This window comes from Streptomyces sp. NPDC059989 (genome assembly GCF_042736975.1).
GTDB lineage: Bacteria > Actinomycetota > Actinomycetes > Streptomycetales > Streptomycetaceae > Streptomyces.
Window position 1 is genome coordinate 35,646 of the sequence record NZ_JBHWUO010000031.1, and the last position, 25,860, is coordinate 61,505.

Consider the following 25,860-nt stretch of genomic DNA (forward strand, 5'->3'; position numbering starts at 1 on the left):
ACACGCGAACGGGCCGGGCGGGGATGCTCCCGCCCGGCCCGTTCGTCCGTTCACCGGGTCAGGGCTTGATCAGCACCTTGAGCGCGCTGCGGTCGTCCATCGCGCGGTAGCCGTCCGGGACCTCGTCCAGGGACACGGCCCGGTCGAAGACGGGCGCCGGGTCGATCGCGCCGCTCAGCACGTCCTCCAGCAGCTCCGGGATGTAGGCCCGGACCGGGGCCACGCCGCCGCGCAGGGTGATGTTGCGGTCGAACATGACGCCGAGGTCGAGTCCGGTGCCGCTGCCGTGCGGGACGCCGACGTAGCCGATGGCCCCGCCGTCGCGGGTGATGTTCACGGCGGTGCGCATCGACTGCTCGGTGCCGACCGCCTCGATGACGGCGTGCGCGCCCCGGCCGCCGAGCAGCTCGCGGACGGCCGCCTCGGCGGCTTCGCCGCGCTCGGCGACGACGTCGGTGGCCCCGAAGAGCTTGGCGATGTCCGTACGGGCCGTGTGGCGGCCCAGTGCGATGATCCGGTCGGCGCCCAGGCGCTTGGCGGCGAGGACGCCGCACAGGCCCACCGCGCCGTCGCCGACGACGGCGACCGTGGAGCCCTCGCGCACGCCGGCGCCGAGCGCTGCGTGGTGGCCGGTGCCCATGACGTCGGACAGCGCGAGCAGACCGGTCAGCAGGTGGTCGTCGGAGACGGCCTCGGCGGGCAGCTTGACCAGGGTGCCGTCGGCGTGCGGGACGCGGACGGCCTCGCCCTGGCCGCCGTCGTGGCCGACCGAGCCCCAGAAGCCGCCGTGCTCGCAGGAGGTGTACAGGCCCTCGGAGCAGTACTCGCAGGTGCCGTCGGACCACATGAAGGGGGCGACGACGAGGTCCCCGGCGCGCAGGCCCGAGACGGCGGAGCCGGTCTCCTCGACGACGCCGAGGAACTCGTGGCCGATGCGCTGGCCGGGCTGGCGCGCGGCCTCGCCGCGGTAGGCCCACAGGTCGCTGCCGCAGATACAGGCACGCAGGACGCGGACGACGGCGTCCTCGGGTCGCTGGATCGCAGCGTCGGGCACCTCCTCCACGCGTATGTCGTGCGGGGCGTGGATGACGGTGGCGCGCATGGTGGTGCAGTCCTCCGGCTCGGGATCGTTCAGTCTTGTATGACCCGACCTACCGTACGCCTCGTCGCGCGGCGAGCGCGCCAGTGGCCAGCAGGTACTGGGCGGCGACATAGGTGGCCATGATCCAGAAGTCGGGGCGGGGCAGCTGGGGCCACTCGGCCACGCCGGTGGCGATGAGGGTGTCGGAGAGCAGGAACAGCGCCCCGCCGATGCCCGCGGCGCGGCCGAGGGCGCTGGAGCGGTAGGCCATGGCGGTGAGCAGCAGGCTGTAGCCGGCGACGGGGATGCGCAGATCGGCCGGGAGGTCCGCCCAGAGCAGGGCGACGGTCCCGACGAGCGCGAGTCCGTACGCGCCTCCGAGCAGCGGGTTCGTGGCGCGGCGGCCGAAGAGGACCAGGTAGCAGACGTGCCCGGCGGCGAAGGAGCCCATGCCGACGAGGAAGGCGGGCTCGGCGTCGAAGAGCAGGGCGAGGTCCCCGCCCCAGCCGAACAGCAGGGCGGCGACCAGCAGCCGGGGCCCGCCGCGGGTGATGACGTAGGCGACGAGCAGCGGCATCAGCAGCGGCTTGGCGAGCACGTGTCCGAGGTGCCAGTCGGCGAGCAGCGAGCCGAGGTCGACGGCGGTGGCCGCGGCGAAGCCGGCGAGGGCGGCCCGGGCGAGGCGGGCCCGGCCGGGCGTCGCCCGGGCGGCGGCCCAGGAGGGGGCGGGGCGGCCCGGGGACTCTGCGGTGCTCACGCGCTGGTCTCCCGTACGGACGCCCGGACGTCGGCGGCGATGACCGCGTCGGCGGCGGGAGCCGCGGCCGGAGCCTGGTCCTTGGCCTCGGCCTTGATCTCGGCCTTGATCTCGGCCTTGGCCGGCGAGGCCACGGGCTGCCAGCCGGGGCCGCGGAAGACGCGGCCCGCTCGCTCGCGCCAGCTGCCGGCGGCCCGGACGTCGCGCGCGATGGCGGCGTACTCGTGGGTGGCCACGCGCAGCGGATTGTGGGTGCCGATGTTCTTGGTGAGCCCGTAGACGGGCCGCTCCGTCTCCCCCACCCAGGAGCCGAACATCCGGTCCCAGACGATCAGGATCCCGCCGAAGTTGCGGTCCAGGTACCCGCCCTGGGAGGCGTGGTGGACGCGGTGGTGGGAGGGGGTGTTGAAGACGTACTCGTAGGCGCGGGGCAGCTTGCCGATGCGCTCGGTGTGGACCCAGAACTGGTAGAGGAGGTTGATCCCGTAGCAGAACGGGATCGCCGCGGGGTGGACGCCGAGGGCGACCATCGGCAGGTAGAACCACCAGGTGGTGGCGCTGGTCCAGGGCTGGCGCAGGGCGGTGGTGAGGTTGAACCGCCGACTGCTGTGGTGCACCACGTGGCAGGCCCACAGGATGCGGATGACGTGGTGGAGCCGGTGCTGCCAGTAGTAGAGGAAGTCCTGGGCGAGCAGCATCAGCAGGGCGGTCCACCACAGGAACGGCACCCTCAGCGGGGTGAGTTCGTAGACCGCGGTGAAGACCGCGACGACCGGGATCTTCCAGAGCAGGTCGAAGCCGATGCTGCCGAGCCCCATGGTGACGCTCGTGACCGCGTCCTTGGTGTCGTACCCGGCGGCATCCTCGTCGGGATGGAGGCGGTAGCTCACCAGCTCTATGACGGTGAGCAGCACGAAGGCTGGTATGGACCACAGCACGACATCGGGCAGGTTCGGCATGTCCGCACCATAGAGGCGCTCTCAGGGGTGCCGCTAGGGGTTGTTACCGATCGGTATCCATCCGGGTTACCGACGGTTCGCGAGATGATGTCCGAGCCAAGGGGAGGGCGGGGGATGACGGGTTTCGAGACGGTTCTCTTACGGGTGGCGAGTACGGCGGCGGGGTCACTGCTGAGGTCGCGCCTCGGGCAGGTACCCGGCGCCGGTCTCACGGACGAACCGGTACGTCCGGCGCAGCGCTGGCGCCGCCCGGCGCAGCTCGGCACGACCGAACTCCGCCGGCTCGCCGCAGGTTTGGCGGACCGGCTGGGCGAGGCCGCGGCACGGCTGCCGGAGCACGAACGGCTGGCGGCGCTGGACGCGGTCGCCGACGCCTTCGCCGGACTGGGCGAGGTCGACGCCGATGCCCTGTTCGCGGCGGACCTGGATCCGGCGGTTTTGGCGGCCCGGCTGCCGGTGCCGGCGGCGGCCGGCCTGAGCCCGGCGGCCGAGGCCGCCTGCCGGGACCTGATCCGACTGGCGTGCGCCCACTCCGTCGAGTACCTGACGACGCTGCCGGGGTTCGGGGCCCGGGCCGACGTGGAACTCGTCCGCCGGACCGGCGAGCTGACCCGTGCGGTGGACCGGCTGGCGGACCGCTCCGACGGGACGGCGCACGCCTTCGAGGAGCGGTACGCGCGGTACGTCGCCGAGACCCACGGCCGCCTCCAGCTCTTCGGGCTCACCCTCAGCCGCTCCCGCCAGGAATGGCCGCTGGACGTGGCCTACATCAGCCTCGCGGTCAGCGGCGAGCAGCTGGTGGTGCCGGGCGGGCCGGAGGTGCATCAGACCCCGGTGAGGGCCGAGCAGGCCCTGGCCGCGAGCGAGCGGGTGCTGCTGCGCGGCCCGGCCGGCTCGGGCAAGAGCACCCTGGTGCAGTGGCTGGCCCTCAACGCGGCCCGGCAGACCGACGGGCCGTGGAGCACATGCGTCCCGTTCGTGCTGCGCCTGCGCTCCTTCACCTCGTCCGACAGCCTGCCGCTCCCCGAGGACTTCCTTCGCGCCTCCGGCGTCCCCCTGTCCGCCCCGCCCGGCTGGGTGGAGGACCTCATGGTCAGCGGCCGGGCACTGGTCCTCGTGGACGGCGTCGACGAGGTCCCGCAGCGGCTGCGCACCCGTACGGAGACCTGGCTGCGCTCCCTCGTCTCCGCGTTCCCGCAGGCCCGGTACGTGGTGACCACCCGGCCGTCCGCGATCCCGGAGGACTGGCTCGCGGGCCAGGGGTTCACCACGCACTCAATGCTGGCGATGGAGCAGAAGGACATCCGGACCTTCGTCGCGCACTGGCACGCGGCGGCCCGGGCGGCGGGGCAGGAGGTGGACGCGTACGAGGCCTCGCTGCTGGAGGCGGTCGGCAGCCGGCGCGATCTGGCCCGGCTGGCGACCAATCCGCTGATGTGCGCACTGCTGTGCGCGTTGAACCAGGACCGGCGGATGCAGCTGCCGCGGGCCCGCAAGGAGCTGTACGACGCCGCCCTGGAGATGCTGCTGGTCCGGCGGGACACGGAGCGGGAGATCAGCGGGGTCGAGGGGGTCTACCTGACCCGCGACGAGCAGCTGGCACTGCTGCAGCGGTTCGCGTACTGGCTGATCCGCAACGGGCAGGTGGAGGCGGGCCTCGACGAGGCGGTCGAGATGGTCGGCGAGTGGCTCGGCGCGATGCCGCAGGTACAGGGCACCGCGGACCAGGTCTTCTCGCACCTGCTGATCCGCAGCGGGCTGCTGCGCGAACCGGTGAAGGGCTCGGTGGACTTCGTCCACCGCACCTTCCAGGACTACCTGGGCGCCAAGGCGGCCGTCGAGTCCCGGGACTTCGGCGTGCTGGTGAAGAACGCGCAGGACGACACGTGGGACGACGTGGTCCGCATGGCGGTGGGCCACGCCCGCCCGGACGAGCGGATACGCATCCTGCGGGGTCTGCTGAAGCGCGCCGACAAGGTCAAGGGCGCCCGCAGCCGGCTGGTGCTGCTGGCGGCAGCCTGCCTGGAACACGCTCCGGAACTGGACCCGGCCCTCCGCGCCGAGATCCAGTCCCGGATGGCTGAACTCATGCCGCCGCGCAGCCGCCGCCAGGCCGAGGCCCTGGCCAAGGCGGGGGACCTCGTCCTCGAACTGCTCCCCCGCGACGGTGACCTGGACGACTCGACAGCCGAGGCAGTCGTCCTCACCGCAGCCGAGATCGGCGGCCCCCGGGCCCTGGAGGTGATCGCCCGGTTCCGGTCGGACGGGCGCACGGGCGTGGGATACGCAGTCTCCGAGAGCTGGGGCCGCTTCGACACTGCGGAGTACGCCGCCGCGGTCCTCAGCGGCGCCGACCTGGGCCTTGCGAGCCTGCTGGTGAGCACGGCGGAGCAAGCCGCACACCTCGACCGGCTCACCCACCTCAAGCGGGTGAACCTGCATTGGGCTCCGGGCCTGTCCGGCGTACTGGAGCACCGCCGGGACCTGGAGTGGCTGTTCGTCTTCCGCAACGAGGCCCTGACCGAGCTGGCCCCGCTGCGCCGCCTCGATCGCCTCGACTTCCTCGGTCTGTCCATGTGCCCCAACATCAGCGACCTGGGGCCCCTGGCAGACCTCCCGCTGCGGAACGTGAGCCTTTTCGGCCTCCGGGACGGACTGCCGCTCGGTTCGTTGCGCGCACTCGCCCTTGAATCGCTGAGCCTGGGCTACCGGGCCCCGGTGGACCGTGTCGGCGATCTGCCGGTCTCCGAAGGGTTGCAGTCGCTGACCCTGGGCCTGGACGCCCGCCACATTCCCCTCGACGGGCTGGACCGCTGGCCGGAGCTCCGCAGTCTGGCCGTATGCGGCGACGATCAGGTGCGGCAGCTCGTGACGCACCGCCCCCGCCTGACGGTGACCCACCTGAACATCGCCGAGGCAACGGTCGATCCGGCCCGGCTGAGCCGTTTCGACCAGCTCACCTATCTGTCACTGACCCGGTGTGAGATCACGGGCTCGCTGGAGCCGCTCGGCTCGCTTCCGCACCTCAGCAGCCTCGTCTTCAACCAGCGCGACGGCTGCGTGGACCTCACCCCGCTCGCGGGTGCGGAGCGGCTCACGATCCAGGTGAACGGCGAGGTGGCGGTCAGCGGGGCCGAGGCCATCCCGCCGGAGCGGCTCACCTACGTCTGGTGAGCCGCCCGGCGGGAGCCGTTCGTCACCAGACCCGGACCGAACCCCCTCGCGCGAAGGCCGGGCTGGTGGCCTCCGGCGGGACGGTCGCCAGCGGCTCGGCGATCTCCGCGACCGTCGGGCCGTGCTTGGCGGCCAGCGCGTCCAGCTGCGCGAGGTCGAAGCCGTAGACGCGGGCCGCGTTGCCGCCGACCATCGCGGCGACCTCTTCCCGGGGGAGGCCCGCGTAGGCGATGCGGAGGCCCTCGCGGGAGAAGGGCGTGGTGCCCTCGTCGTGGGGGTAGTCGCTGCCCCACATGATCTTGTCGAGGCCGATCCGCTCCCGCAGCGGGACCTCGTGGGGGCGCATGAAGCTCGCTCCCACGAAGCAGTTGTCCCGCCAGACCTCGCCCGGGCCCTTGCCCATCGCCTCCGCGAGGCCCGCCCCGAATTTGGACTCGGCCGTGGCCGTCGCCGCGACCAGGCGGCCGTGGTAGTAGTCCAGCATCTCCATCACGCCCGGGATCCAGCCGGAGCCCTGTTCCGTCAGGACCAGCTTGAGGCCCGGGTGGCGGCGGAAGGCGCCGCCGAAGATGAGGTGCCACAGGGCGCGGTGCGAGAACCAGGTGGTTTCGACCATGAAGACCGCCCGGGCCGCCGGTTCGTCGCCCAGCGGCGGGGACGCCGACCCGCCGTGGTGGTTGACCGGGACGTCCAGCTCGTCGCAGACCGCCCAGATGGGGTCGTACGCGGCCGAGTAGAGCTCGGGCACCGACGAGCCGGGCGGGACTCCGGGCAGCAGGACGCCGCCCGTGAGGCCCGCCTCCTTCGTGCGGCGGATCTCCCGCACCGCCGCGTCCACGTCGTTGAGGAGGATCTGCGCCACGCCCGCCCGCCGGCCCGGCGCGTCCGCGCAGAAGTCCGCCAGCCAGCGGTTGTGGGCCTGGAGCCCGGCCCAGCGCATCTCGTACTCCGCCGCCGTCGGGGGCTGGGCCATCAGGGAGGCCTTGGGGAAGAACGGCGGGATGGTGTTGGGGAAGACGACCTCGGCGACGATGCCGTCCGCCTCCAGCTCGGAGAGGCGCCGCCGGGAGTTCCAGTTGCGGTCCGCCGTGTCCGCGAGGAGGTCCTCGTACGGGTTCACGTAGCCGGTGGCCCAGGCGTCGAAGTCGTCGTGGTACCGCTTCTCCAGGTACGGCTTGTAGTCCAGGAGGTCGGCGCCCGCGTGGCAGTCCGCCGAGATCACGGTGTAGCGGTCGCCGGTCATTCCGAGACCCCCAGTACCGGGAAGTCGTTGTCCGTCAGCCAGTGCCGGCCCACCTCGCGGGAGCGGGCCCAGGAGGCCTCCACCGCCGCCTGGTCGGGGCTCTGGCCCAGCTCGGCCGGGGTGGGGCCGATCCGGCGGGCGATCGGGGCGAGTGTGGCGGTGTCGAAGCCGAAGACCTCCGCGGCCGCCAGACCGAGCATGCGGCGGGTCTCCTCCACCGGGATGTCGTGGAAGGTCTTCTTCAGCCAGTTGCGGGTGGCCGGCCAGGTGCCCTCGGGGTGCGGGAAGTCCGAGCCCCACAGGATGTTGTCCACGCCGATCTCGTAGCGCTGGGCGAGCTCCCGGCGCTTCGTGTTCGTCGCGCAGATGAAGACCTGCCGGTCGAGGTACTCGCTCGGCGGGCGCTTGAGCTCCTCGAACGGGGACAGCTTCTTGCCGCCGTGGGCGCCGAGGTAGAGGCGGTCCATGAACCAGAGCTGGTTCGGCAGCCACCAGCAGCCCGATTCCGCCACGCCGAACTTGAGGCCGGGGTGCCGCTCGAAGACCCCGGACCACAGCAGGAACCAGAGCGGGCGGGCCGGCCACCAGGTGACCTCGGAGACGAAGATGCCCAGGTGGTCGCCGTACTCGTGGCGCGGCGAGGAGCCGGAGTGGGTGACGATCGGCATCTGCGTCTCGGCGGCCGCCGCCCACACGGGGTCGTAACGGCGGTCGTGGTAGGGCGCCTTGTCCACCCACATCGCGGGGATCATCAGCGCGCCCAGCCCGGACTCCTTGGCCCGGTGGATCTCCGCGACGACCTTGTCCGGCTCGCCGGTGATGGGGAGGAGGGCGACGCCGCAGTGGCGTTCGGGATGCTCGGAGACGAACTCGGCCAGCCAGCGGTTGTGCGCCTGCGCGCCAGCCATGCCCAGCTCGGGGTCCTGGTCGCCGGAGAGGCCCAGGCCCACCCCGAAGGGGGCCGCGGTCTGGCTGTCGACGGCGTCCGCGTCGGGGAAGACGACCTCGGCGGCCACGCCGTCGCCGTCGAGTTCCTTCAGCCGCTGCCCCGTGTCCCAGCCGCCCTTGAGGCCTTCCTCGTGGTCGTGGAACCACTTCTCGGCGAAGGCCTCGTTGCGGACGCCCAGCCGGGTGGCCTCCGCGCGGCGCGCGACGCGCTCGCCGAGGAACTCGTCGAACTGGGGGTGGAAGCGGGAATCGAGGTAGGGGCGGTACTGCTCGGTGGGCAGGCCGGCGTGGCAGTCGGAGGAGATGATCAGGTACGGGTCTTCGTACGGTGTGTCACTCACGCGAAACGCTCCTCAGTCGAGGATGAAGCTCTCCAGGTAGGCGGGGTTGGCGCGGTCGAGCATCGACTGCGACCGGGCGCGGATCTGCCGGTCGCTGTGCTCGCTGGCCGGAAGCATCCAGAAGCGGTCGGCGCGGATGCCGTCGAGGACGTGCTCGGCGACCTCCTCGACGGGGGTGAAGTTCACCTCGTGGCCGGCCTGCTTCATCGCGGCCTCGTACTGGTCGAGGCTGCGGTACGGGGTCTTGCGCGGGCGCTGCTTCGCGTAGCGCTCGGGCCGGTTGCGGTGGGACTCCCACAGTCCCGTGCGCAGCATGTGCGGCCCGGGGAAGAGGACGGAGGCGCCGATGGCCGCGCCCTCCGCCTTGAGGTGGGCGTAGAGGGACTCGGTCATGGTGACCACGGCCGCCTTGGTGACGGCGTAGACGGAGGCGGTGGGCAGCGGGGCGATGCCGCCGTCGCCGGATGAGGTGTTGACGACGTGGCCGGGGCCGCCGCTCGCGATCATGCGGGGGACGAAGGCCTGGATGCCGTGGAAGACGCCCCACACGTTGACGGAGAAGGCCCACTTCCAGTCGTTGGGCTCGTGTTCCCACATCCGGCCCTCGGCGCCCGAGCCGACGCCCGCGTTGTTGCAGAGCACGTGCACGGCGCCGAAGGTCTCGTACGCGGCGTCGGCCAGCGCGATCACGGAGTCGCGGTCGCTGACGTCGACGGTCCTGGCGAGTACCTGGGCGCCGTCGGCGACGAGTTCGTCGGCGGCCTTGCGCAGGGCGCCCTCCTCCACGTCGGCGAGGACCACCTTCAGTCCCTCGGAGGCAAAGCGGCGGGCCATCGCGAGGCCGATGCCGCTGGCGGCGCCGGTGACGACGGCCACCTGTCCGGGTTCGAGTCGCACGTCACACGCTCCCCTCGGGCGGCCCGTCCAGGATCTGCATCGGGTCGTCGTAGCGCTGGTGGATGTACGGGAGCAGGGCCTGGGCGCTGACCCGCTCCACGACCCTGCCCTTCTGGTCGGTGGTCTTCTCGCCGATGGTGATCTCCACGATCCGGCGGACGGGGAGGTCGGCGACGGGGTCGAACATCGACTCGCGGAGCACCACGTCACCGGTGATGTGCTCCAGCTTGCGGACCTTCTCGTTGCGCGTGCAGTGCACGAGGACCGGGTCGGCGTCGAAGCCCGAACCGTCCACCGCGGGCAGGAACTTGAAGTAGAAGTCGGTCTTCTGCGTGGGCTCGGGCAGCGGCAGCTCGCGGTCCACCGCCCCGCGCACCTCGACGAAGGCGATCCCGTGCCGGGCGAGGGAGGCCCGTACGACGAGCCCCTCGCGCTCGACGGTGATCTCGCCCAGCTTCTTGGGCTCGCCGAAGACCTCGCGGCCGCCGATCAGGGCGCGCTCCAGGCTCATCGGCATGACCAGCGGGTACCAGCCCTCGACGCCGCCGTGCTGGGCGGCGACGGCCACCGAGCCGGCGCCGAGCGGGTAGCCGGGCAGGTCGACCTTGCTGATGTTGGCCCGTACGAGGGGCCGGTCGGCGGGCTTGAGCGGCGGCGGCAGGACCGCCGCCACCACGTCCGGGTCGCTCTCCCAGACGGCCACCACGCCGGTGGACCAGATGTCGGGGAGGTTGGAACTCTTCTCGCGCGACGCCGCGATCTCGGCCTCGGTGCGCGCTCCGTACCGTACGCGTGCCATGTCTCGCACCACCCTTCTGGGCCCCTCCCGGCGGCAGCCGGGGAAGGTTCTGTAACACAGTTACACCGCCACCGATGAAGGGTAAAGACCCCTGCACGCACGAGAACTGACGTTCCGACAGATTGGCGGCCCGCTGACATGGCCAGAAGCACGCTGACCCGCCGGGAGGTACTGGACGCCGCCGCGTCCCTGGTCAAGCAGCACGGCCCGGCCGCCCTCACGATGCGCAAACTCGCCGCCGAGCTGGGCACCGCGGTGACCTCCATCTACTGGCACGTCGGCAACCGCGAATCGCTGCTCGACGCGCTCGTGGAGCGGACGGTCGAGGAGATGGGCGCGATCAGCCCCGCCGGCCGCACCCCCGCCGAACGGATCCTGTCGGTGGCCCGGATCCTGCGCCGCGAACTGCGCGAGCGCCCGCACCTGATCGCGATGGTCCACGAACGCGGGCTCACCGAGCGGATGTTCCTGCCCGCGCAGCAGGCGCTCGTGCACGAGGTGCACGCGGCCGGGCTGCGCGGCGCCCGGGCGGCCGACGCGGTGCGGGCGATCCAGTTCCAGGTCGTCGGCTTCCTCCTCGTCGAGCGCAACCGCGAACGCTCCCCCGCCCAGTCGCCGGCCGAGAGCGAGCTCTGGGACCCGGTCGACGCCCCCCACGACCCGGCCCTCGCCCGCGCCCTGGCCCGGCCCGCCGACCCGGAGCGGATCTTCCTGCTCTCCGTACGGGCCCTGGTGGCCTCCCTGCTGGCGGGGCCGCGGGGGCCGGCCGCGGTGCCCCGGGGGCGGGCCGGTGAAGCGGGCCCGTAAATCGGTTTGCGCCTGCCCGCGGCCGTGGTTGGATCTGTTTCCGCGGGGGCGGCTCCGCGATGTGCTTCCTTCTCATCCTCCAATGACACCGCAGCGCATCCCCTCTCCGCCCCCGCCCCACCTCTCTCCCCGGTTCCGGAGGAATCCCCCCTTTGCCCGAGCTGTCGACCGTCCTGTTGCGCCGTCTGCACACCGTCTACGTCGACCAGGCCGGGCCGCGCCCGGGCGATCCGCCGACAACCGCGGGCCTGACGGCCCTGGAGGCCGAACTCCTCGACCGTGGCCACGTCCTGACGGCCCCGCTACGGGCCGCGCTCGCCTGGCTGGGCCCCACCGGACTGGCCCAGGCCGGCACCCAGCTGGTCCGCGACATCGACACCTTCCTGGGCGCCGACCGCACCCACATGCCGCTGTTCCGCACCTTCCCGGCCTCCGTGCCCGACGACACCCACGGGCTCTGGGTCGACCGCGTCCGCACACTGCTCGCGCAGTGGCCGGACCAGCCGTGCGTGCTCTGCACGACCGCGGGCAGCGTCCACCCCGTCTCCCCGTGCGCCCACCTGGTGTGCCGGACCTGCTGGGACGGCGCCGACTACAGCGGCTGCCCGATCTGCCACCGGCGCGTGGACCCGGCCGACCCGTTCCTGCGGCCCGCCGCCGTCAGCGCGGCGGGCGGGACGAAATCCGCGGGGGACGACGGGTACGCGGGACCGCTGCGGCTGCTGTCCTTCGGCACCGACCGGGCGGGCGACTCGGTCACCGCGCTCGGCAAACTGCTCGCGCGCCGCACCCCCCTCTCCCCGCAGGACACCGAGGAGACCCGGGTGCTCCTCGCCCACGCCCCCGCCGACCTCGGCTGGCTCCCCGACGCGATACCCGTACGGGAGACCAAGGCCCTGCTCCTCGGCACCCTGCTGCGCGAACGCCGCACCCGCGAGACCGTCCGGGCCCTGCTGCCCGAGCGGCTCACCACCGCGACCGACGTGCTCCGCCTGCTCGCCGTGTGGTCCGGCGGGGAGGCCGACCTGCTGGAACCGCCGCGGCTGCGGTCGCTGCCCCGGCCGCTGCGCCGCGAACTGCTCGCCGTCCTGGACGCGCTCGCCCCGGCCGTGCTCGTCGAGGACGTCCTGCGCCACGCCGACCTGTGGAAGCGCGCCGCCGAGATCCTCCACCCCTTCGAGCAGTACGCCCGCCACCCGCGCGCCGCGCTCGCCTTCGCCGTGCTGCGCGCAACCGCCACCACGGGCACCGCCCTCGGCGCCGCCCTGCTCGCCACCGCCGCCGCGCACCCGGACGCCGTACGCGTCGACGGCGACCGGATCCGGGCGGCCACCTGGAAGGGCCGGGCCGAGGAGGCCCTGCGCGGCACGGACCCGGACCGCGCCCTCGCCGTGCTGGCGGAGCGGCCCGGAGAACTCGTACGGCGCCTCGACCACCTGCTGCGCCGGTACGCGGCCGACACCCTGCCCGACCAGGTCGCGGAGGTGCTGGCGGAGCGGCTGCCGAAGGCGGGGCCCGGGCCGGTGCTGTCCGCGCTGGGGCGGCTGCGGATCCGCCATCTGCCCGGTACCCGGCGGGTGTTCTTCCCCCGCGGCCAGGTCGCGCACTCCTTCACCGTGGACGACGTCCGGGCCCCGCTGGCCGAGCCGGTGACCCGTGCGGTGAGCGAGCTGTTCGAGCGGGAGGTGCTGCGCCGGCTGGCGGCTGCCGACCCGTACGACGTTGCGGTCCTCGACTCGCGCCTGGCCCACCTGCACGTGCCCTCCGCCGAGCGGGCGGCGGCCAAGGCGCTGGTCACCGTCCCCAAGGGCAGTTTCCAGGCGCTGCCCGACGGCGAGGTGCTGCGGATGTTCCTGCACTGGATGGAGCCGCCGAAGAAGACCGTGGACCTCGACCTGTCGGTGGTGCTCTTCGACGCCGACTGGAACTACGCGGGCCTGTGCGACTACACCAACCTCGTGTACGGCGGGCGGGCCGTCGTCCACTCCGGGGACCTCACCTCCGCCCCCGCGCCCGCCGGGGCGAGCGAGTACGTGGACATCGACCTCGACGCCCTCGCCGACACCGGTGTGCGCTTCGCCATGCCGGTCGTCTTCAGCTACAACAACATCCCCTTCGAGCTGCTGCCCGACGCCTTCGCCGGCTTCATGGCACTGCCGAGCCGCTCCGGGCGCACCGCGCGCTACGACCCGCGGACCGTGCGGCAGCGCTACGACCTGGTCGGGAACTCGCGGATCCACGTGCCGCTCCTCGTCGACCTGGAGCGGCGCGGCTTCCTGTGGACCGACGTGCACCTGCCGGATGACGAGGGCTACCACAGCGTGCGGGCGCACCAGGAGGACCTGGCCCGGATCGGCCGCGACCTGTTCCAGTACTTCTCCACCGGCCGTACCACCCTGTGGGAGCTGGCGGGCTGGCACGCGGCCGCGCGCTGCGGCGAGGTCGTCGTCCTGCGGCGCACGCCCCGGCCGAGCGACCCCGACGAGCTGTGGACCTACCGGCGGCGTGCGGGCGAGGACACCGCGGCCTTCGCGGCGCGGCTGGTCGCGCTGGGCGATCCGGACACCGTGCTGGCCTCGCCGGAGGTGGAGGCCCTCGCGGGCGCCGCGGCCTCGGGGAGGTCCGTCCTCCTCGCGCTGGTTGACGGCGACGTGGCGCCGGCCGGTGCGCGCGGGTCCGTATACCGCCTGCTGCCGGGGCCCGTTGACGGCTGCGGCCTCGAACAGCTGGCGGCCGGCGACCTCGTCGCGGCGCTGGGCTGATCCCCGGCGGGGCCACGGCTGTCAGTCCGTGCCGATATCCTCTGTGACCATGCTCGACGACCGTACGACCGCAGAGACGATGTGGCCGACCGCGTACCCACAGGGGTACGCGGTCGTCGACGTGGAGACGACCGGGCTCGCTCGCGACGACCGGATAGTCTCCGCCGCCGTCTACCGGCTCGACGCCCAGGGCAATGTGGAGGACCACTGGTACACCCTGGTCAACCCGCAGCGGGATCCGGGGCCGGTGTGGATCCACGGTCTGACCAGTGCGATGCTCGCCGACGCTCCGCTCTTCAAGGACATCGCCGAGGAGTTCGCCGACCGGCTCGCGGACCGGGTGCTCGTCGCGCACAACGCCATCTTCGACTGGCAGATGATCGCCCGGGAGTACGCGCGGGCCGCCGAGACCGCGCCCGTCCGCCAGCGGCTGTGCACCATCGCCCTGTCGAAGGAGCTGAACCTCCCGCTGCCCAACCACAAGCTGGAGTCGCTCGCCGCGCACTTCGGCGTGGTCCAGCAGCGCGCCCACCACGCGCTCGACGACGCCCGGGTGCTGGCGGAGGCCTTCCGCCCGTCGCTGCACGCGGCCGCGCGGGACGGCGTGCGGCTGCCCCTGCTGGAATGCCGGCCGCTGACGGAGTGGTCCGACTCCCCCGCCACCCCGCGGGTGGGCTACCAGGCCTCCTACGGGGGCGGCGGCACCTGGCGGGCCTCGCGCAAGCGGCCGCCGTGCCCGTACCCGAACCCGGGGCGCTTCGAGGACGGCAAGCCGCTGAAGCAGGGCATGCGGATCGCCTTCTCCGGTGACACCTCGGTGGACCGGGAGCTGCTGGAGGACCGCGCGGTCGAGGCCGGCCTGCACGTCGCGACGAGTGTGTCGCGGCTCACCAGCCTGCTCGTGACGAACGACCCCGACTCGGCGACCTCGAAGACCGTCAAGGCGAAGTCCTTCGGCACCCCGGTCCTCGACGAGGCGGCCTTCACCCAACTCCTGCGGGACGTGGCGGCGGCCGAGGACTGAGCGGGGCGGATCGAGGAGGGGCGAAGCGGTCCGGAAGGGCCGGATCCGCGCGGGCGTTGCGCCGGGTGGGTGCAGGCGCGGCGACTCACCCCGGTGGATCTTGTTCCCACCCGCCGTCGTGCGGAGCATGCGGCGCATGGCACGTTGTGAGGTCTGCGGAAACGATTACGGCATGTCCTTCGAGGTGCACGCGCAGGGCGCCGTGCACGTCTTCGACTGCTTCTCCTGCGCCATTCACCGCATGGCGCCCATCTGCGAGCACTGCCGGGTCCAGATCATCGGGCAGGGCGTCGAGGTCGAGGGGCAGTGGTTCTGCGGGGCGCACTGCGCCCGCGCCGAGGGGAAGGTGGGCGTTATCGACCGCGTCTGAGCCCCTCCCGCACGCACGGCTCCGGGCACGAGTCCCGGTACGCATCCCGCCAAGGCTCCCCGTACACCCCGACCCCGGACGGCCACCCGGCCGCCGGGGTCGACCGCGCTGGGGGTACCGTCGTGGGCGTGTACCGCTTTGTGCTGACCCGGCAGTGGGTGTGCCTCACCCTCATCGCCCTCGTCCTGATCCCTGCGATGATCAAGCTGGGGTTCTGGCAGTTCCACCGCCATGAGCACCGGGTCGCGCAGAACCAGCTCATCGACGCGAACCTGCGGGCGAAGCCGGTCCCCATGACCGAGATCACCTCCCCCGGCCACACGGTCCCGCGCGCGGACTTCTGGCGCGCCGTCACCGCGGCCGGCACCTACGACACCGCGCACGAGGTGGTCGTACGGATGCGGACCTCGGGCGACGACAAGGTGGGATTCCACGTCCTGACCCCGCTGGTGCTCGGCGACGGCCGGGTGGTGCTGGTCAACCGGGGCTGGGTGCCCGGCGGTGACGACCCGCGCGCCTACCCGCCGGTGCCGGCCGCCCCCGCGGGCGAGGTCACCGTCACCGGCCGGCTGAAGGCCGACGAGACCAGCGCCGGCAGCGGCATCAAGGACCGCAAGGGCCTCCCGGACCGCCAGGTGATGCTGATCAACAGCGCGCAGCAGGCGGAGTACCTGGGCAGGCCCGTCCTCGGCGGCTACCTCGAACTGACCGCTCCGGACCCGGCGGACGGCAGCCCCGAGATCATCCCCGAGCCCGACCACGACTCGATCGGCGCACACATGGCGTACGCCGTCCAGTGGTGGCTGTTCGCGTCCGCGGTGCCGGTGGGCTGGGTGATCCTCGTACGGCGCGAGAAGCGCGACCGTGAGGAAGCCGCCGCGAAGGCCGAATCCGGCGCCGAACCGGAGCCCGCGACGGCGTAGCGTGTCGGCATGGATCTTGGACTGAAGGACCGTGTCTACATCGTCACCGGGGCCACGCGCGGCCTCGGCTTCGCCTCCGCCCGTGAACTGATCGCCGACGGCGCGAAGGTCCTCGTGACGGGCCGGGACGAGAAGCGGGCGGCCGACGCGGCCGCCGAGCTCGGCCCGAACGCCGTGGGTGTGGCGGCCGACAACTCCGACCCGGAGGCCGCCGGGCGGCTCATCGCGACCGTGCGCGAGCGGTTCGGCCGCTTCGACGGCATCCTCATCAGCGTCGGGGGCCCGGCCCCGGGGATGGCGGCGGACAACACCGACGCGCAGTGGTCGACGGCCTTCGAGTCGGTCTTCCTGGGCGCGGTCCGCCTCGCGCGGGCGGCCGCCGCCGAGCTGGGCGACGGCGGGGTCATCGGCTTCGTGCTGTCGAGCTCGGTGCACGAGCCGGTCCCCGGCCTGACCATCTCCAACGGGCTGCGCCCGGGGCTGGCGGGCTTCGCGAAGTCCCTCTCCGTGGACCTCGGCCCGCGCGGGATCCGGGTGGTCGGCCTGCTGCCGGCGCGGATCGACACGGACCGGGTGCGGGAGCTGGACGAGCTGACCGGCGACGCCGCCGCCACCCGGGCGGGGCGCGAGTCGGGCATCCCGCTGCGGCGATATGGCGCCCCGGAGGAGTTCGGCCGCGCGGCGGCCTTCCTGCTGTCCCCCGCGGCCTCTTACCTGACGGGCGTCATGCTGCCGGTGGACGGCGGAGCCCGGCACGGCTTCTGACCCGCCGCCCCTCGGGGCCCCGCCCCGCACCCCGCGCCTCAATCGCCGGCGGGGCTGGATTTCGGCTCGCGCCGCGGCTTGCCTGCGGGCCGTCTGCTGGGGCTCCGCCCCAGACCCCGCGCCTCAAACGCCGGCGGGGCTGGATTTGGCTCGGCTCCGGGTGAACGAGCCGCACCTGGCAGACGGCCGGGGGCAAAAACCAGCCCCGCCGGCGTTTGAGGCGCGGGGCGCGGGGCGGAGCCCCGGTGTTTGAGCCGCACCGGCGCGCCGGCGCGAGCCAAATCCAGCCCCGCCGGCGATTGAGGCGCGGGGGCGTGGGGGCGGAGCCCCCGGGCGGCGCCGCGCCACGGGCTACGTCACGCGCTGGGCCCGGTGCGACGTCACCCTCAGGCGCGCCTCCGTCGGGAGATCGGCGAGGCCCGCCGAGGTACGGGCATGGGTCAGGACCGGACCCGCGAGCGCGGCCAGGGTGTCGGCGGGGACCGCATGGGGCTCCAGTTCCAGCGCGACCCGCAGGGCCGGCGAGCCGCGCCGCCCGCGCAGGGCGACCCGGCAGCGGGCCACCCCCTCCAGCGCACCCACCTCCGCGGTCACCGCCTCCTCCAGCGCGCGCCCCCGCAGCAGGGCGAAGGCCCCGTCCCCGGTGTCCACGACCACCGCCTGCAGCCGCGAGCGCCTCAGCTGGGACAACAGCCACCACAGCGCCAGCAGGACGCACAGCCCGAGCCCCGCGAGCAGCGCCCACCACCACCAGCCCTCGACATGCCAGTACCGGCGCCGGGCCTCCTCCGTCAGCAGCGGCGCGTGCCGGCCGCCGAGCGGCCACGACGCCGTCAGCACCGAGACCCCGGCCGCCAGCAGGACCAGCCCGGCCACCGCCAGCAGGATCCGGTTCACCACCCCGAGCATCCGCTCACCTCCTGACCCGTACCCGCGGATGCAGCGGGTGCGCGAGTCCCAGTTCCTCGATGCCGACGGCGAGCACGGCGTCCAGGTCGGCCCGTACGTCGTCCAGCTCCCGGAAGTGCGAAGTGGCCCGTACCCCGACGTGGGACCGGCCCACCTTGACGCGGACGGACCGCACCCCGGACACCTCCAGGGCCCGGTCCCGCAGCACCTGCGCCGCGTCCTTCCGCCCGAGCCCGGCCCGTACGGCGGCGCCCACGGCCGGATCCGGGGTCCGCATCGGCAGGATCCCGCGCAGCCCGGGGGTGAGCGCCAGCAGCAGGAGCACCGCCCCGACCACGGCGAGGGCCCCGCCGCCCAGCAGCACCCACAGGTCCGCCGGAGTGTGCCGGTCCAGCTGGTCGGCGAGCTGGCGGCGCCAGCTCATGCCGGGCCGGTCGGCCCGTACGGCGGCCAGGTCGTACAGGAACAACCCCGCCACCCCCAGCAGCACGAGGGCGGCGAGCGCGGCCGGGATCCGCCGGGCGGAGCGGAACCGGCGCGTGCCGGTCACCGCAGCCGCCGGTCCCGGCCGGCGGCGGACCGGGTGTGCGTGGAGTGCAGGTGCTCGATGTCGATGTCCACCTCGGGTACGGACATCTGCGCGTACTCCTCGATGCGCCGGGCCACCCGGCTGCGTACGGCGGCGCACTGGGCGGCGAGGTCGGAGGGGTAGTCGAGCTCCAGGCTCACCCGTACGCGTGCGATGTCGTGGTGCACGGTGACGGTCGCGTGCGGAGCGGCGGCCTGCTCCGGGCGCCGCTCCGGGCGTGCGGTGAGTGCCTCCCGGGCGGCCTGGGCCGCGATCTTGGCGACGACCCGGTCGGCGATACGGGTGGCCCCCCGCTCGGCGGGCGGCACCCTGGGCGGCGTGGTCCGGGGCGGAGTGCTCATCGGCGGCTCACCCGCGCCGGTCGTCGCGGCGGCGGAAGAGGTCCCCGGGTTCCAGGTCCCCGTCGAGGAACCGTCCGACGACGAAGCCGATGGCGCCGAGGGACGCCACCAGCAGGAAGGCTCCGAAGCCGCCGAAGTAGCCGGCGAACGCCAGGGCCATGCCGGCGAAGAGACCGGCGATCGCCATGCTCATTGCGTGGCTCCTCTCGGCTACTGGAGCCGGGATTCGGGTTCCTCGTCGGGCTCGTCGGGCAGTTTGACGTCGCTGACCGCGATGTTGACCTCGACGACTTCCAGGCCGGTCATCCGCTCGACCGCCGAGATGACGTTCTCACGGACCGCCCGGGCCACGTCGCGGATCGACACGCCGTAGTCGACGACGATCTCCAGGTCGAGGGCGGTCTGCACCTCGCCGACCTCCGCCTTGACCCCGCGGCTGACGGCGGCCTTCTGGCCGCCGGGGACGCGGTCGCGGACGGCGCCGAAGGTACGGGAGAGGCCGCTGCCGCTGCCCATGGCGTGGACGCCGACCACTTCGCGCGCGGCGAGCCCGGCGATCTTCTCGACCACTCCGCCCTCGATGGTGGTGCGGCCCCGGTCGCCGGGCTCCTTGGCGGAGCCGCCGCCTGATGCGGATTCGGTCATGGCGTGTCCCTTCGCGCGTGCGGAGTCACTCCGCACCACGGTAAGCGTGCGACTCCGGCCCCGCCCCGGGACTAGGCCGGTCGGCCGGAACCACGCCTCAATCGCCGGCGCGGCTCAAAGATCCGGGGCTCCGCCCCGTACCCCGCTCCTCAAACGCCGGAGGGGCTGGATATTCCAGCCCCGCCGCACCCGCGGTCAGTCGGACAGGCCCGCCAGGTCTCGCAGGCGGCGTGCCTGGGCGGCACGTTCGGCCGTGCGCTGGTCGTCGTACGCCCGCGTCGGCGCGGCCCGCAGGAGGGCCTTGGTCTCGATCACGGCGTCCCTCGGCGGGGCCAGCAGTGCGGTGGTGAGGTCCTGGACGGCGGCGTCGAGCTCCGCCACCGGGACCACGAGGTTGGCGAGGCCGACCCGCTCCGCCTCCTCGGCATGCACGAAGCGGCCCGTGGCGCAGATCTCCAGCGCACGGGCGTAACCGACCAGCGAGGTCAGCGGCTGGGTGCCGGCCAGGTCGGGCACCAGACCCAGGCTGGTCTCGCGCATGGCGAACTGCACGTCGTCCGCGACCACGCGCAGGTCGCACGCGAGCGCGAGCTGGAAGCCGGCGCCGATCGCGTGCCCCTGCACGGCGGCGACGGAGATGATGTCGTTACGCCGCCACCAGGTGAATGCCTCCTGGTATTCGGCGATGGTGGAGTCGAGCAATTCGTCCGAACCGCGTGCCAGGTCGAGGAAGGACGGCTCGCCCTCGAAACCCTCGGGGGTGAACGCCTGCCGATCGAGCCCGGCGGAGAAGGACTTGCCCTCGCCGCGCAGCACGACGACCCGGACGGTGCCCGGCAACGACCTTCCGGCCTCCGCCAAAGCCCGCCAGAGCGCGGGGGATTGGGCGTTTCGCTTGGCCGGATTGGTCAGTGTCACCGTGGCGACCGTGTCGTCGACGGTGAGTCGTACGCCGTCCTTGTCGAGCAGAGTCATCTGTATGCCTCCGGGTGTGCAGTCGGCCGCGAGCCGGGCCTAAGTGACTGCACAGTAACCACCCAGTCGACCGCATGGCCGACCGGGGGTCACCGAAGGTACCGCTGCAACATATGACGCCTTTTGGAGCCTAGAAGCGGTGAAGCGTCGGAACCACTGAGGCCGGGGTCAGGCCGTAGCCGCCTTCTTGCCCCGCGTCGCGCCACCGCGACCGCGCAGCGAAACCCCGGACTCACTGAGCATCCGGTGGACGAATCCATAGGACCGGCCGGTCTCTTCGGCCAGCGCCCGGATACTCGCACCGGAGTCGTACTTCTTCTTCAGGTCTGCCGCGAGCTTGTCGCGCGCGGCGCCGGTTACCCGGCTGCCCTTCTTCAGAGTCTCGGCCACCCGTGCCTCCTCATGGGAAGTGCGCTCTGGACTTCTCATGATCACCCCTCCCACGCTTCCTGGCCACCCATTCAGCAAGGTCGGTACGACGGCATTTCCCGACTGGTGGACACCCGAGCAGAACGGAATCTCCTCTTCCGCCGCATGACCTCCGTCACACTTCACCGCCCTCGCGGGGAATCGCCAGGTCAGGGGCGGGGCGCCGGAAAACGCAAGACCCCGGCCGCCCCCGCTCGGGGGTGCGGCCGGGGCCGTCGTGCGCCGTGCAACGGTACGAGACCGTCTCACTCAGATGATGGATCACCCCTGAGCCGAATGATCCATAAGGAATTGGATCAGGGGCCCGGGAGCGGTCAGGCGAGGGCCACCAGGTCCCGGTAGTCCGGTCCCCACAGGTCCTCGACGCCGTCCGGGAGCAGGATGATCCGCTCCGGCTCCAGCGCCTCCACGGCGCCCTCGTCGTGCGTGACGAGGATGACGGCGCCCTTGTACGTGCGCAGCGCGCCCAGGATCTCCTCGCGGCTGGCCGGGTCGAGGTTGTTCGTGGGCTCGTCGAGCAGCAGCACGTTCGCCGAGGAGACGACCAGCGTGGCCAGGGCCAGGCGGGTCTTCTCGCCGCCGGAGAGCACGCCGGCCGGCTTGTCCACGTCGTCGCCGGAGAACAGGAAGGAACCCAGCGTCTTGCGTACGGCGACCAGGTCCAGGTCGGGCGCGGAGGACCGCATGTTCTCCAGGACCGTGCGCTCCGGGTCCAGGGTCTCGTGCTCCTGGGCGTAGTAGCCGAGCTTGAGGCCGTGGCCGGGGACGACCGTGCCGGTGTCGGGCTTCTCGGTGCCCGACAGCAGGCGGAGCAGGGTGGTCTTGCCGGCGCCGTTGAGGCCGAGGATGACCACGCGGGAGCCCTTGTCGATGGCCAGGTCGACGTCGGTGAAGATCTCCAGGGAGCCGTACGACTTCGAGAGGCCCTCGGCGGTCAGCGGGGTCTTGCCGCAGGGCGCCGGGTCCGGGAAGCGCAGCTTGGCGACCTTGTCGGAGACGCGGACGGCCTCCAGGCCGGAGAGCAGCCGCTCGGCGCGCTTGGCCATGTTCTGCGCGGCGACGGTCTTGGTCGCCTTGGCGCGCATCTTGTCGGCCTGCGAGTTCAGGGCCGCGGCCTTCTTCTCCGCGTTCTGGCGCTCGCGCTTGCGGCGCTTCTCGTCGGCCTCGCGCTGCTGCTGGTAGAGCTTCCAGCCCATGTTGTAGACGTCGATCTGGGAGCGGTTGGCGTCGAGGTAGAAGACCTTGTTGACGACGGTCTCGACCAGGTCGACATCGTGGGAGATCACGATGAAGCCGCCGCGGTAGTTCTTCAGGTAGTCCCGCAGCCACACGATGGAGTCGGCGTCGAGGTGGTTGGTGGGCTCGTCGAGGAGCAGGGTGTCGGCGTCCGAGAAGAGGATCCGGGCGAGCTCGACGCGGCGGCGCTGACCACCGGAGAGGGTGTGCAGCGGCTGGCCGAGGACCCGGTCGGGCAGGCCGAGGGCGGCCGAGATGGTCGCGGCCTCGGACTCGGCGGCGTACCCGCCCTTGGTGAGGAACTCGGTCTCCTGGCGCTCGTACTGGCGCAGCGCCTTCTCGCGGGTGGCGCCGGAGCCGCTGGAGATGCGCTCCTCGTTCATCCGCATCTTCTTGAGCAGGACGTCGAGGCCGCGTGCGGACAGGATCCGGTCGCTGGCCAGGACGTCGAGGTCGCCGGTGCGCGGGTCCTGCGGGAGGTAGCCGACCTCGCCCGAGCGGGTGATGGAGCCGGCGGCGGGCTGGCCCTCGCCGGCGAGGCACTTGGTGAGGGTGGTCTTGCCCGCTCCGTTGCGGCCGACCAGGCCGATGCGGTCGCCCTTGGCGATGCGGAAGGAGGCGGACTCGATGAGGACGCGGGCGCCGGCGCGCAGCTCGACGCCGGTGGCGGTGATCACGGAAATACTCCAGGGCGGTGGGGACGGCGGAAGGGGGGCAGGACGCGATGCTTCGACGCCGCTAATCCGCGAGGAGATTTGCCATGGGATTCATTCTACCGGGGGTGCGCAACCACTTTTGGGGGTGCCGGGGCCTCGGGGGCCTCTCGATGGTGTCCCCCGTTCGGCTCAGGGAGCGCACCGGTGGGCCGTGGGACGTATCAGGATGAAGAGGTTGATACTCGCCGCAGGGGCGGACGCGTGGCCCCTGGGGTCCACGAATCGAGGGCGGTGCGGGATGCAGTTCGACGACGACGCCAATCTGGACACTTCCGAGGTCAAGGATGTGCGCGGGAGCCGCATCCCGGGCGGGAGGGCCACGGTCGGCGGCGGCATCATCGGCTTCATCGCGCTGCTCCTCGGACTGTTCTTCGGCGTGGGCCCGGAGCAGCTGGGGCTGTCCTCCGGGGACCAGGAGCCCGCGCCGTCCTCCTCGTCCGTCAACCAGGTGCAGCAGTCCTGCAAGACCGGGCAGGACGCGAACGCGCGGGAGGACTGTCGGCTGGTCGCGGTGGTGAACAGCACACAGGACTTCTGGAAGCAGGAGTTCACCAAGCGCGGGGGCACCTACTCCCCGGCGTCGACGGTCTTCTTCACGGGCCGCGTGAACACGGCCTGCGGGGCGGCGACCGCCGCGGTGGGCCCCTTCTACTGCCCCGGCGACCGGCAGGTCTATCTGGACCTGGGCTTCTTCAACGACCTGCGGACGAAGTTCGGCGCGAGCGGCGGCCCCTTCGCCCAGGCGTACGTGGTCGCGCACGAGTACGGGCACCACATCCAGAACCTGACCGGGACGCTCCAGCGGGCCCAGGACGGGCGGCCGGGCGCGAACAGCAACGCCGTGAAGGTGGAGCTGCAGGCCGACTGCTACGCCGGGGTGTGGGCGCACAACGCGACGCGCACCCCGGACGAGTCCACGGGGCGGCCGCTGATCACGAAGCTGACCGACGAGGACATCAAGGACGGGCTGGACGCGGCGGCCGCGGTCGGCGACGACCGGATCCAGGAGAAGTTCCAGGGCCGGGTGACCCCGGAGTCCTGGACGCACGGATCCGCCGAGCAGCGCCAGCAGTGGTTCTACCAGGGCTACCGCACCGGTGACATGGCCCAGTGCAACACCTTCCGCTGACTGTCGGTGGCGCCTGCCATGCTGTGGCGTGGGTCACAAGCACGAGAGGGAGTGATGGCCATGGCAGGCGTTCCGTCCATCTGTCCGACACTGCTCTACCGCGACGCCAAGGCGGCGATCCAGCAGCTCACGGAGGCGTTCGGGTTCACCCAGGTCGCCGTGTACGAGGGGGACGACGGCGCGGTGATGCACGCCGAGCTGTCGTACGGGAACGGCCTGGTGATGCTCGGCAGCAAGGGCCGCGGCGGCGCCTTCGACAAGGCCATGGAGGCGGCCGGGCCCACGGGGGTCTATGTGGTGGTCGAAGACGTGGACGCCCACCACCGGCGGGCCGCGGAGCACGGCGCGGAGATCCTGATGGAGCCCACCGACCAGGACTACGGCTCCCGCGACTACATGGCCAAGGACGCCGAGGGCAACATCTGGAGCTTCGGGACGTACGCGCCACAGGCCTGAGCCCTTCGGGGACCCGCGGCGCGTCCGTCCGTACCGCTACGGGGCGCTACGCGCCGCCGGTGTGGAGCTGGAAGGCCGCCCGGCGGACCGCCTTGGCCAGGGCCGGGTCGGGATGGGCGGCGGCCAGTGCGACCAGGACCTGCACGGTGCGCGGATGCCCGACCGCCCGGACCTCGTCCAGCAGCCGCGGGACCGTGGTCCGGACGGCCGAGTCGAGGTGGCGGGCCAGCAGGTCGGCTTCCCCGTGGTCGGCGATGGCCGCCGCGGTGTCCACCCAGAGCCAGGTCGACTCCTCGCGGGTGAGCACGTCCTGCGCCTCGTCGGGGTCGACCCCGTCGTGCTCGGCGAGCCAGAGCAGTGCGTAGGGGCGCAGCGCGGGTTCCCGTACGGTGGCGCGCACCTCGGGTTCGGCGGGGGCGCCGACCACGCGCAGCGCCTCGAAGGCGAGGCCGCGCAGCAGGGCGTCCTCGCCGCGGGCGGCCTGGAGGAGCTCGGCGACGGCGTGCCCGACGGGGCGGGCGGCGAGCCAGGCCTGGTACTCGGCGCGGGCCGGGCCGGGGGTGAGCCGGGCGCAGCCGTGCAGCATGGCGGCGGCGGACTGCTCGATGTTCCCGGCGGGGCTCTGCGCGGCGACGCAGATCTGCTCCAGCTTGACCCAGACCGCCCAGCTGCCGAGCGGGGTGAGGGTGGCCCGGGCGGGGCCGAGGGTGACGGCGTCCACGGCGGCGAGTCCGCCGAGTGCCCAGCGCAGCAGCCGGGCGAGCGGGACGGGCCGGTTCTCGGCGGTGCCGGCGGCCGGGGCCGCGGACTCCGCGTCGTACGGGACTTCGCACCGCTCGTCGCGCAGTTCGGTGACGCGCTGCCCGAGCAGGTCGAGGAGGTCGGGGACGGTCACGGGGCCGGCGGACAGCTGGAGCAGGGACAGGAGTTGGGGCATCGCCTCGACGACCTCGGCGACGGCCGCGGGGGCGATGTCGGCCGGGGCCGGGTGGACGAGCGACCAGGCGTCGAAGAGCGCGACCCAGCCGCGCAGTACGGCGGTGTCGTCGCGGTCCCACGCGCGCAGCCGCCAGCCGGGCCGGGCGTGGCCGCCGTGGACCTCGACGAGGCCGGCGAGCCGGGCGCGGTCCCAGCCGACTCTGATCTGGCCGTGCGTCAGGTTCAGTTCCCCGGCGGCGCGTTCGACGTCGGCGGCGGGCAGGGCGCCCGCGGGGGCGGGCCGGCCCCCGTCCCCGGCACCGAGGTTGCGCTCGGCCCAGCGGGTCAGGCACACGGCGTCGGCGAGCGAGGCCCTGGCCCGGTTCGCGAGGTCGGCCGTGGCGGGCGTGCCCGCCGGAGGCCTCGGGGCGGGCCGGGTACGTCGGTCCGTCACCGCCTTGCGGGCCGTGGCGACGGAACGCGGCGAGACGAGTCGGAGTCTGGAGTCGCGAGCCAACTGCTCATCAGGCTTTCGGGACGTCACGGAAGCAGTCTCGCCCGTCACTGGCCGAAAGCCCAAACGGAACCGGCCGTTTCCACTCCCCGCCGAGGTGCATACCGGCACGAACGGCCCTCGGGGCCCCGGCCGCCACAACCCCTTTACCGC

Annotated in this window: 25 protein-coding genes; 9 read left to right on the top strand and 16 right to left on the bottom strand. The window is 72.9% G+C overall.

Annotated features, from left to right (window positions below; all coding sequences use genetic code 11):
• Positions 1-58: 58 nt before the first annotated feature.
• Genes ACFWBN_RS25755 through ACFWBN_RS25765 form a run of 3 tightly spaced genes read right to left on the bottom strand, consistent with a single transcriptional unit; the run spans position 59 to position 2,797 of the window.
• Positions 59-1,102: a zinc-dependent alcohol dehydrogenase family protein gene (locus ACFWBN_RS25755; protein ID WP_385179429.1), complete on the bottom strand. Its 1,044-nt coding sequence runs from the start codon at positions 1,100-1,102 to the stop codon at positions 59-61.
• Positions 1,103-1,151: 49 nt separating this feature from the next.
• Positions 1,152-1,838: a lysoplasmalogenase gene (locus tag ACFWBN_RS25760; protein WP_385179430.1), complete on the bottom strand. Its 687-nt coding sequence runs from the start codon at positions 1,836-1,838 to the stop codon at positions 1,152-1,154.
• Positions 1,835-2,797, bottom strand: coding sequence for a sterol desaturase family protein (locus tag ACFWBN_RS25765; RefSeq protein WP_385179432.1), 963 nt, complete (start codon positions 2,795-2,797; stop codon positions 1,835-1,837). Before ACFWBN_RS25765 ends, ACFWBN_RS25760 begins: the two co-directional genes overlap by 4 nt.
• Positions 2,798-2,911: 114 nt before the next feature.
• Between ACFWBN_RS25765 and ACFWBN_RS25770 the strand changes: the two genes are divergently transcribed.
• A complete protein-coding gene (locus ACFWBN_RS25770) occupies positions 2,912-5,971 on the top strand; it encodes an NACHT domain-containing protein (RefSeq protein ID WP_385179434.1) in 3,060 nt (1,019 codons plus the stop codon).
• Positions 5,972-5,993: 22 nt separating this feature from the next.
• Here the strand turns inward: ACFWBN_RS25770 and ACFWBN_RS25775 are convergent, their stop codons facing one another.
• From ACFWBN_RS25775 to ACFWBN_RS25790, 4 genes are read right to left on the bottom strand one after another with little or no spacing between them, the layout of a single operon-like run.
• On the bottom strand, positions 5,994-7,214 hold the full coding sequence (locus ACFWBN_RS25775; RefSeq protein ID WP_385179436.1) for an amidohydrolase family protein: 1,221 nt from the start codon (positions 7,212-7,214) through the stop codon (positions 5,994-5,996).
• Entirely contained in the window at positions 7,211-8,503 is a 1,293-nt protein-coding gene (locus ACFWBN_RS25780) for an amidohydrolase family protein (RefSeq protein ID WP_385179438.1), read from the bottom strand. The genes ACFWBN_RS25775 and ACFWBN_RS25780 overlap by 4 nt, the downstream gene beginning before the upstream one ends.
• Positions 8,504-8,515: 12 nt before the next feature.
• Entirely contained in the window at positions 8,516-9,400 is an 885-nt protein-coding gene (locus ACFWBN_RS25785) for an SDR family NAD(P)-dependent oxidoreductase (protein ID WP_385179439.1), read from the bottom strand.
• A gap of 1 nt (position 9,401) precedes the next feature.
• Positions 9,402-10,199 (bottom strand): acetoacetate decarboxylase family protein, encoded by a 798-nt coding sequence (locus ACFWBN_RS25790; protein ID WP_385179440.1) that lies wholly within the window; start codon positions 10,197-10,199, stop codon positions 9,402-9,404.
• A 138-nt stretch (positions 10,200-10,337) separates the two neighbouring features.
• On the opposite strand from ACFWBN_RS25790, the gene ACFWBN_RS25795 reads away from it, so the two are divergent.
• From ACFWBN_RS25795 to ACFWBN_RS25820, 6 genes are all read left to right on the top strand, one after another.
• Complete coding sequence (locus ACFWBN_RS25795) at positions 10,338-11,006, top strand: TetR/AcrR family transcriptional regulator (protein ID WP_385179442.1); 669 nt, start codon at positions 10,338-10,340, stop codon at positions 11,004-11,006.
• Between the two features lie 152 nt (positions 11,007-11,158).
• Complete coding sequence (locus ACFWBN_RS25800) at positions 11,159-13,768, top strand: MXAN_6230/SCO0854 family RING domain-containing protein (RefSeq protein ID WP_385179444.1); 2,610 nt, start codon at positions 11,159-11,161, stop codon at positions 13,766-13,768.
• Between the two features lie 43 nt (positions 13,769-13,811).
• Positions 13,812-14,792 (top strand): DEDDh family exonuclease, encoded by a 981-nt coding sequence (locus ACFWBN_RS25805; RefSeq protein ID WP_385179446.1) that lies wholly within the window; start codon positions 13,812-13,814, stop codon positions 14,790-14,792.
• 136 nt (positions 14,793-14,928) lie between these two features.
• Positions 14,929-15,162 (top strand): hypothetical protein, encoded by a 234-nt coding sequence (locus ACFWBN_RS25810; RefSeq protein WP_215011552.1) that lies wholly within the window; start codon positions 14,929-14,931, stop codon positions 15,160-15,162.
• 128 nt (positions 15,163-15,290) lie between these two features.
• Positions 15,291-16,085 (top strand): SURF1 family protein, encoded by a 795-nt coding sequence (locus tag ACFWBN_RS25815; protein WP_385179448.1) that lies wholly within the window; start codon positions 15,291-15,293, stop codon positions 16,083-16,085.
• A gap of 9 nt (positions 16,086-16,094) precedes the next feature.
• The gene (locus ACFWBN_RS25820) at positions 16,095-16,850 is read left to right on the top strand and encodes an SDR family oxidoreductase (protein ID WP_385179450.1); all 756 of its coding nucleotides are present in this window, start codon (positions 16,095-16,097) and stop codon (positions 16,848-16,850) included.
• 351 nt (positions 16,851-17,201) lie between these two features.
• Here ACFWBN_RS25820 and amaP read toward each other — a convergent pair whose 3' ends face one another.
• The 8 genes from amaP to ACFWBN_RS25860 form a co-directional block, all read right to left on the bottom strand.
• Entirely contained in the window at positions 17,202-17,759 is a 558-nt protein-coding gene (amaP, locus tag ACFWBN_RS25825) for an alkaline shock response membrane anchor protein AmaP (protein WP_385179451.1), read from the bottom strand.
• A 4-nt stretch (positions 17,760-17,763) separates the two neighbouring features.
• Complete coding sequence (locus ACFWBN_RS25830; protein WP_385179453.1) at positions 17,764-18,309, bottom strand: DUF6286 domain-containing protein; 546 nt, start codon at positions 18,307-18,309, stop codon at positions 17,764-17,766.
• On the bottom strand, positions 18,306-18,689 hold the full coding sequence (locus ACFWBN_RS25835) for a hypothetical protein (RefSeq protein ID WP_385179455.1): 384 nt from the start codon (positions 18,687-18,689) through the stop codon (positions 18,306-18,308). Before ACFWBN_RS25835 ends, ACFWBN_RS25830 begins: the two co-directional genes overlap by 4 nt.
• Before the next feature lie 7 nt (positions 18,690-18,696).
• Positions 18,697-18,882: a hypothetical protein gene (locus ACFWBN_RS25840; protein ID WP_385179456.1), complete on the bottom strand. Its 186-nt coding sequence runs from the start codon at positions 18,880-18,882 to the stop codon at positions 18,697-18,699.
• A 17-nt stretch (positions 18,883-18,899) separates the two neighbouring features.
• Positions 18,900-19,334 (bottom strand): Asp23/Gls24 family envelope stress response protein, encoded by a 435-nt coding sequence (locus tag ACFWBN_RS25845; protein ID WP_385179458.1) that lies wholly within the window; start codon positions 19,332-19,334, stop codon positions 18,900-18,902.
• A 195-nt stretch (positions 19,335-19,529) separates the two neighbouring features.
• Positions 19,530-20,309, bottom strand: coding sequence for an enoyl-CoA hydratase/isomerase family protein (locus tag ACFWBN_RS25850; RefSeq protein WP_385179459.1), 780 nt, complete (start codon positions 20,307-20,309; stop codon positions 19,530-19,532).
• 168 nt (positions 20,310-20,477) lie between these two features.
• Positions 20,478-20,699: a helix-turn-helix domain-containing protein gene (locus tag ACFWBN_RS25855; protein WP_030010789.1), complete on the bottom strand. Its 222-nt coding sequence runs from the start codon at positions 20,697-20,699 to the stop codon at positions 20,478-20,480.
• A 353-nt stretch (positions 20,700-21,052) separates the two neighbouring features.
• On the bottom strand, positions 21,053-22,651 hold the full coding sequence (locus ACFWBN_RS25860) for an ABC-F family ATP-binding cassette domain-containing protein (RefSeq protein WP_385179461.1): 1,599 nt from the start codon (positions 22,649-22,651) through the stop codon (positions 21,053-21,055).
• A 277-nt stretch (positions 22,652-22,928) separates the two neighbouring features.
• Between ACFWBN_RS25860 and ACFWBN_RS25865 the strand changes: the two genes are divergently transcribed.
• Together ACFWBN_RS25865 and ACFWBN_RS25870 are read left to right on the top strand one after the other, a co-directional pair.
• On the top strand, positions 22,929-23,819 hold the full coding sequence (locus tag ACFWBN_RS25865) for a neutral zinc metallopeptidase (RefSeq protein ID WP_385179463.1): 891 nt from the start codon (positions 22,929-22,931) through the stop codon (positions 23,817-23,819).
• Positions 23,820-23,879: 60 nt separating this feature from the next.
• Entirely contained in the window at positions 23,880-24,275 is a 396-nt protein-coding gene (locus ACFWBN_RS25870) for a VOC family protein (RefSeq protein WP_385179465.1), read from the top strand.
• 46 nt (positions 24,276-24,321) lie between these two features.
• Here the strand turns inward: ACFWBN_RS25870 and ACFWBN_RS25875 are convergent, their stop codons facing one another.
• Positions 24,322-25,737: a hypothetical protein gene (locus ACFWBN_RS25875; RefSeq protein WP_385179467.1), complete on the bottom strand. Its 1,416-nt coding sequence runs from the start codon at positions 25,735-25,737 to the stop codon at positions 24,322-24,324.
• Positions 25,738-25,860: the final 123 nt, after the last annotated feature.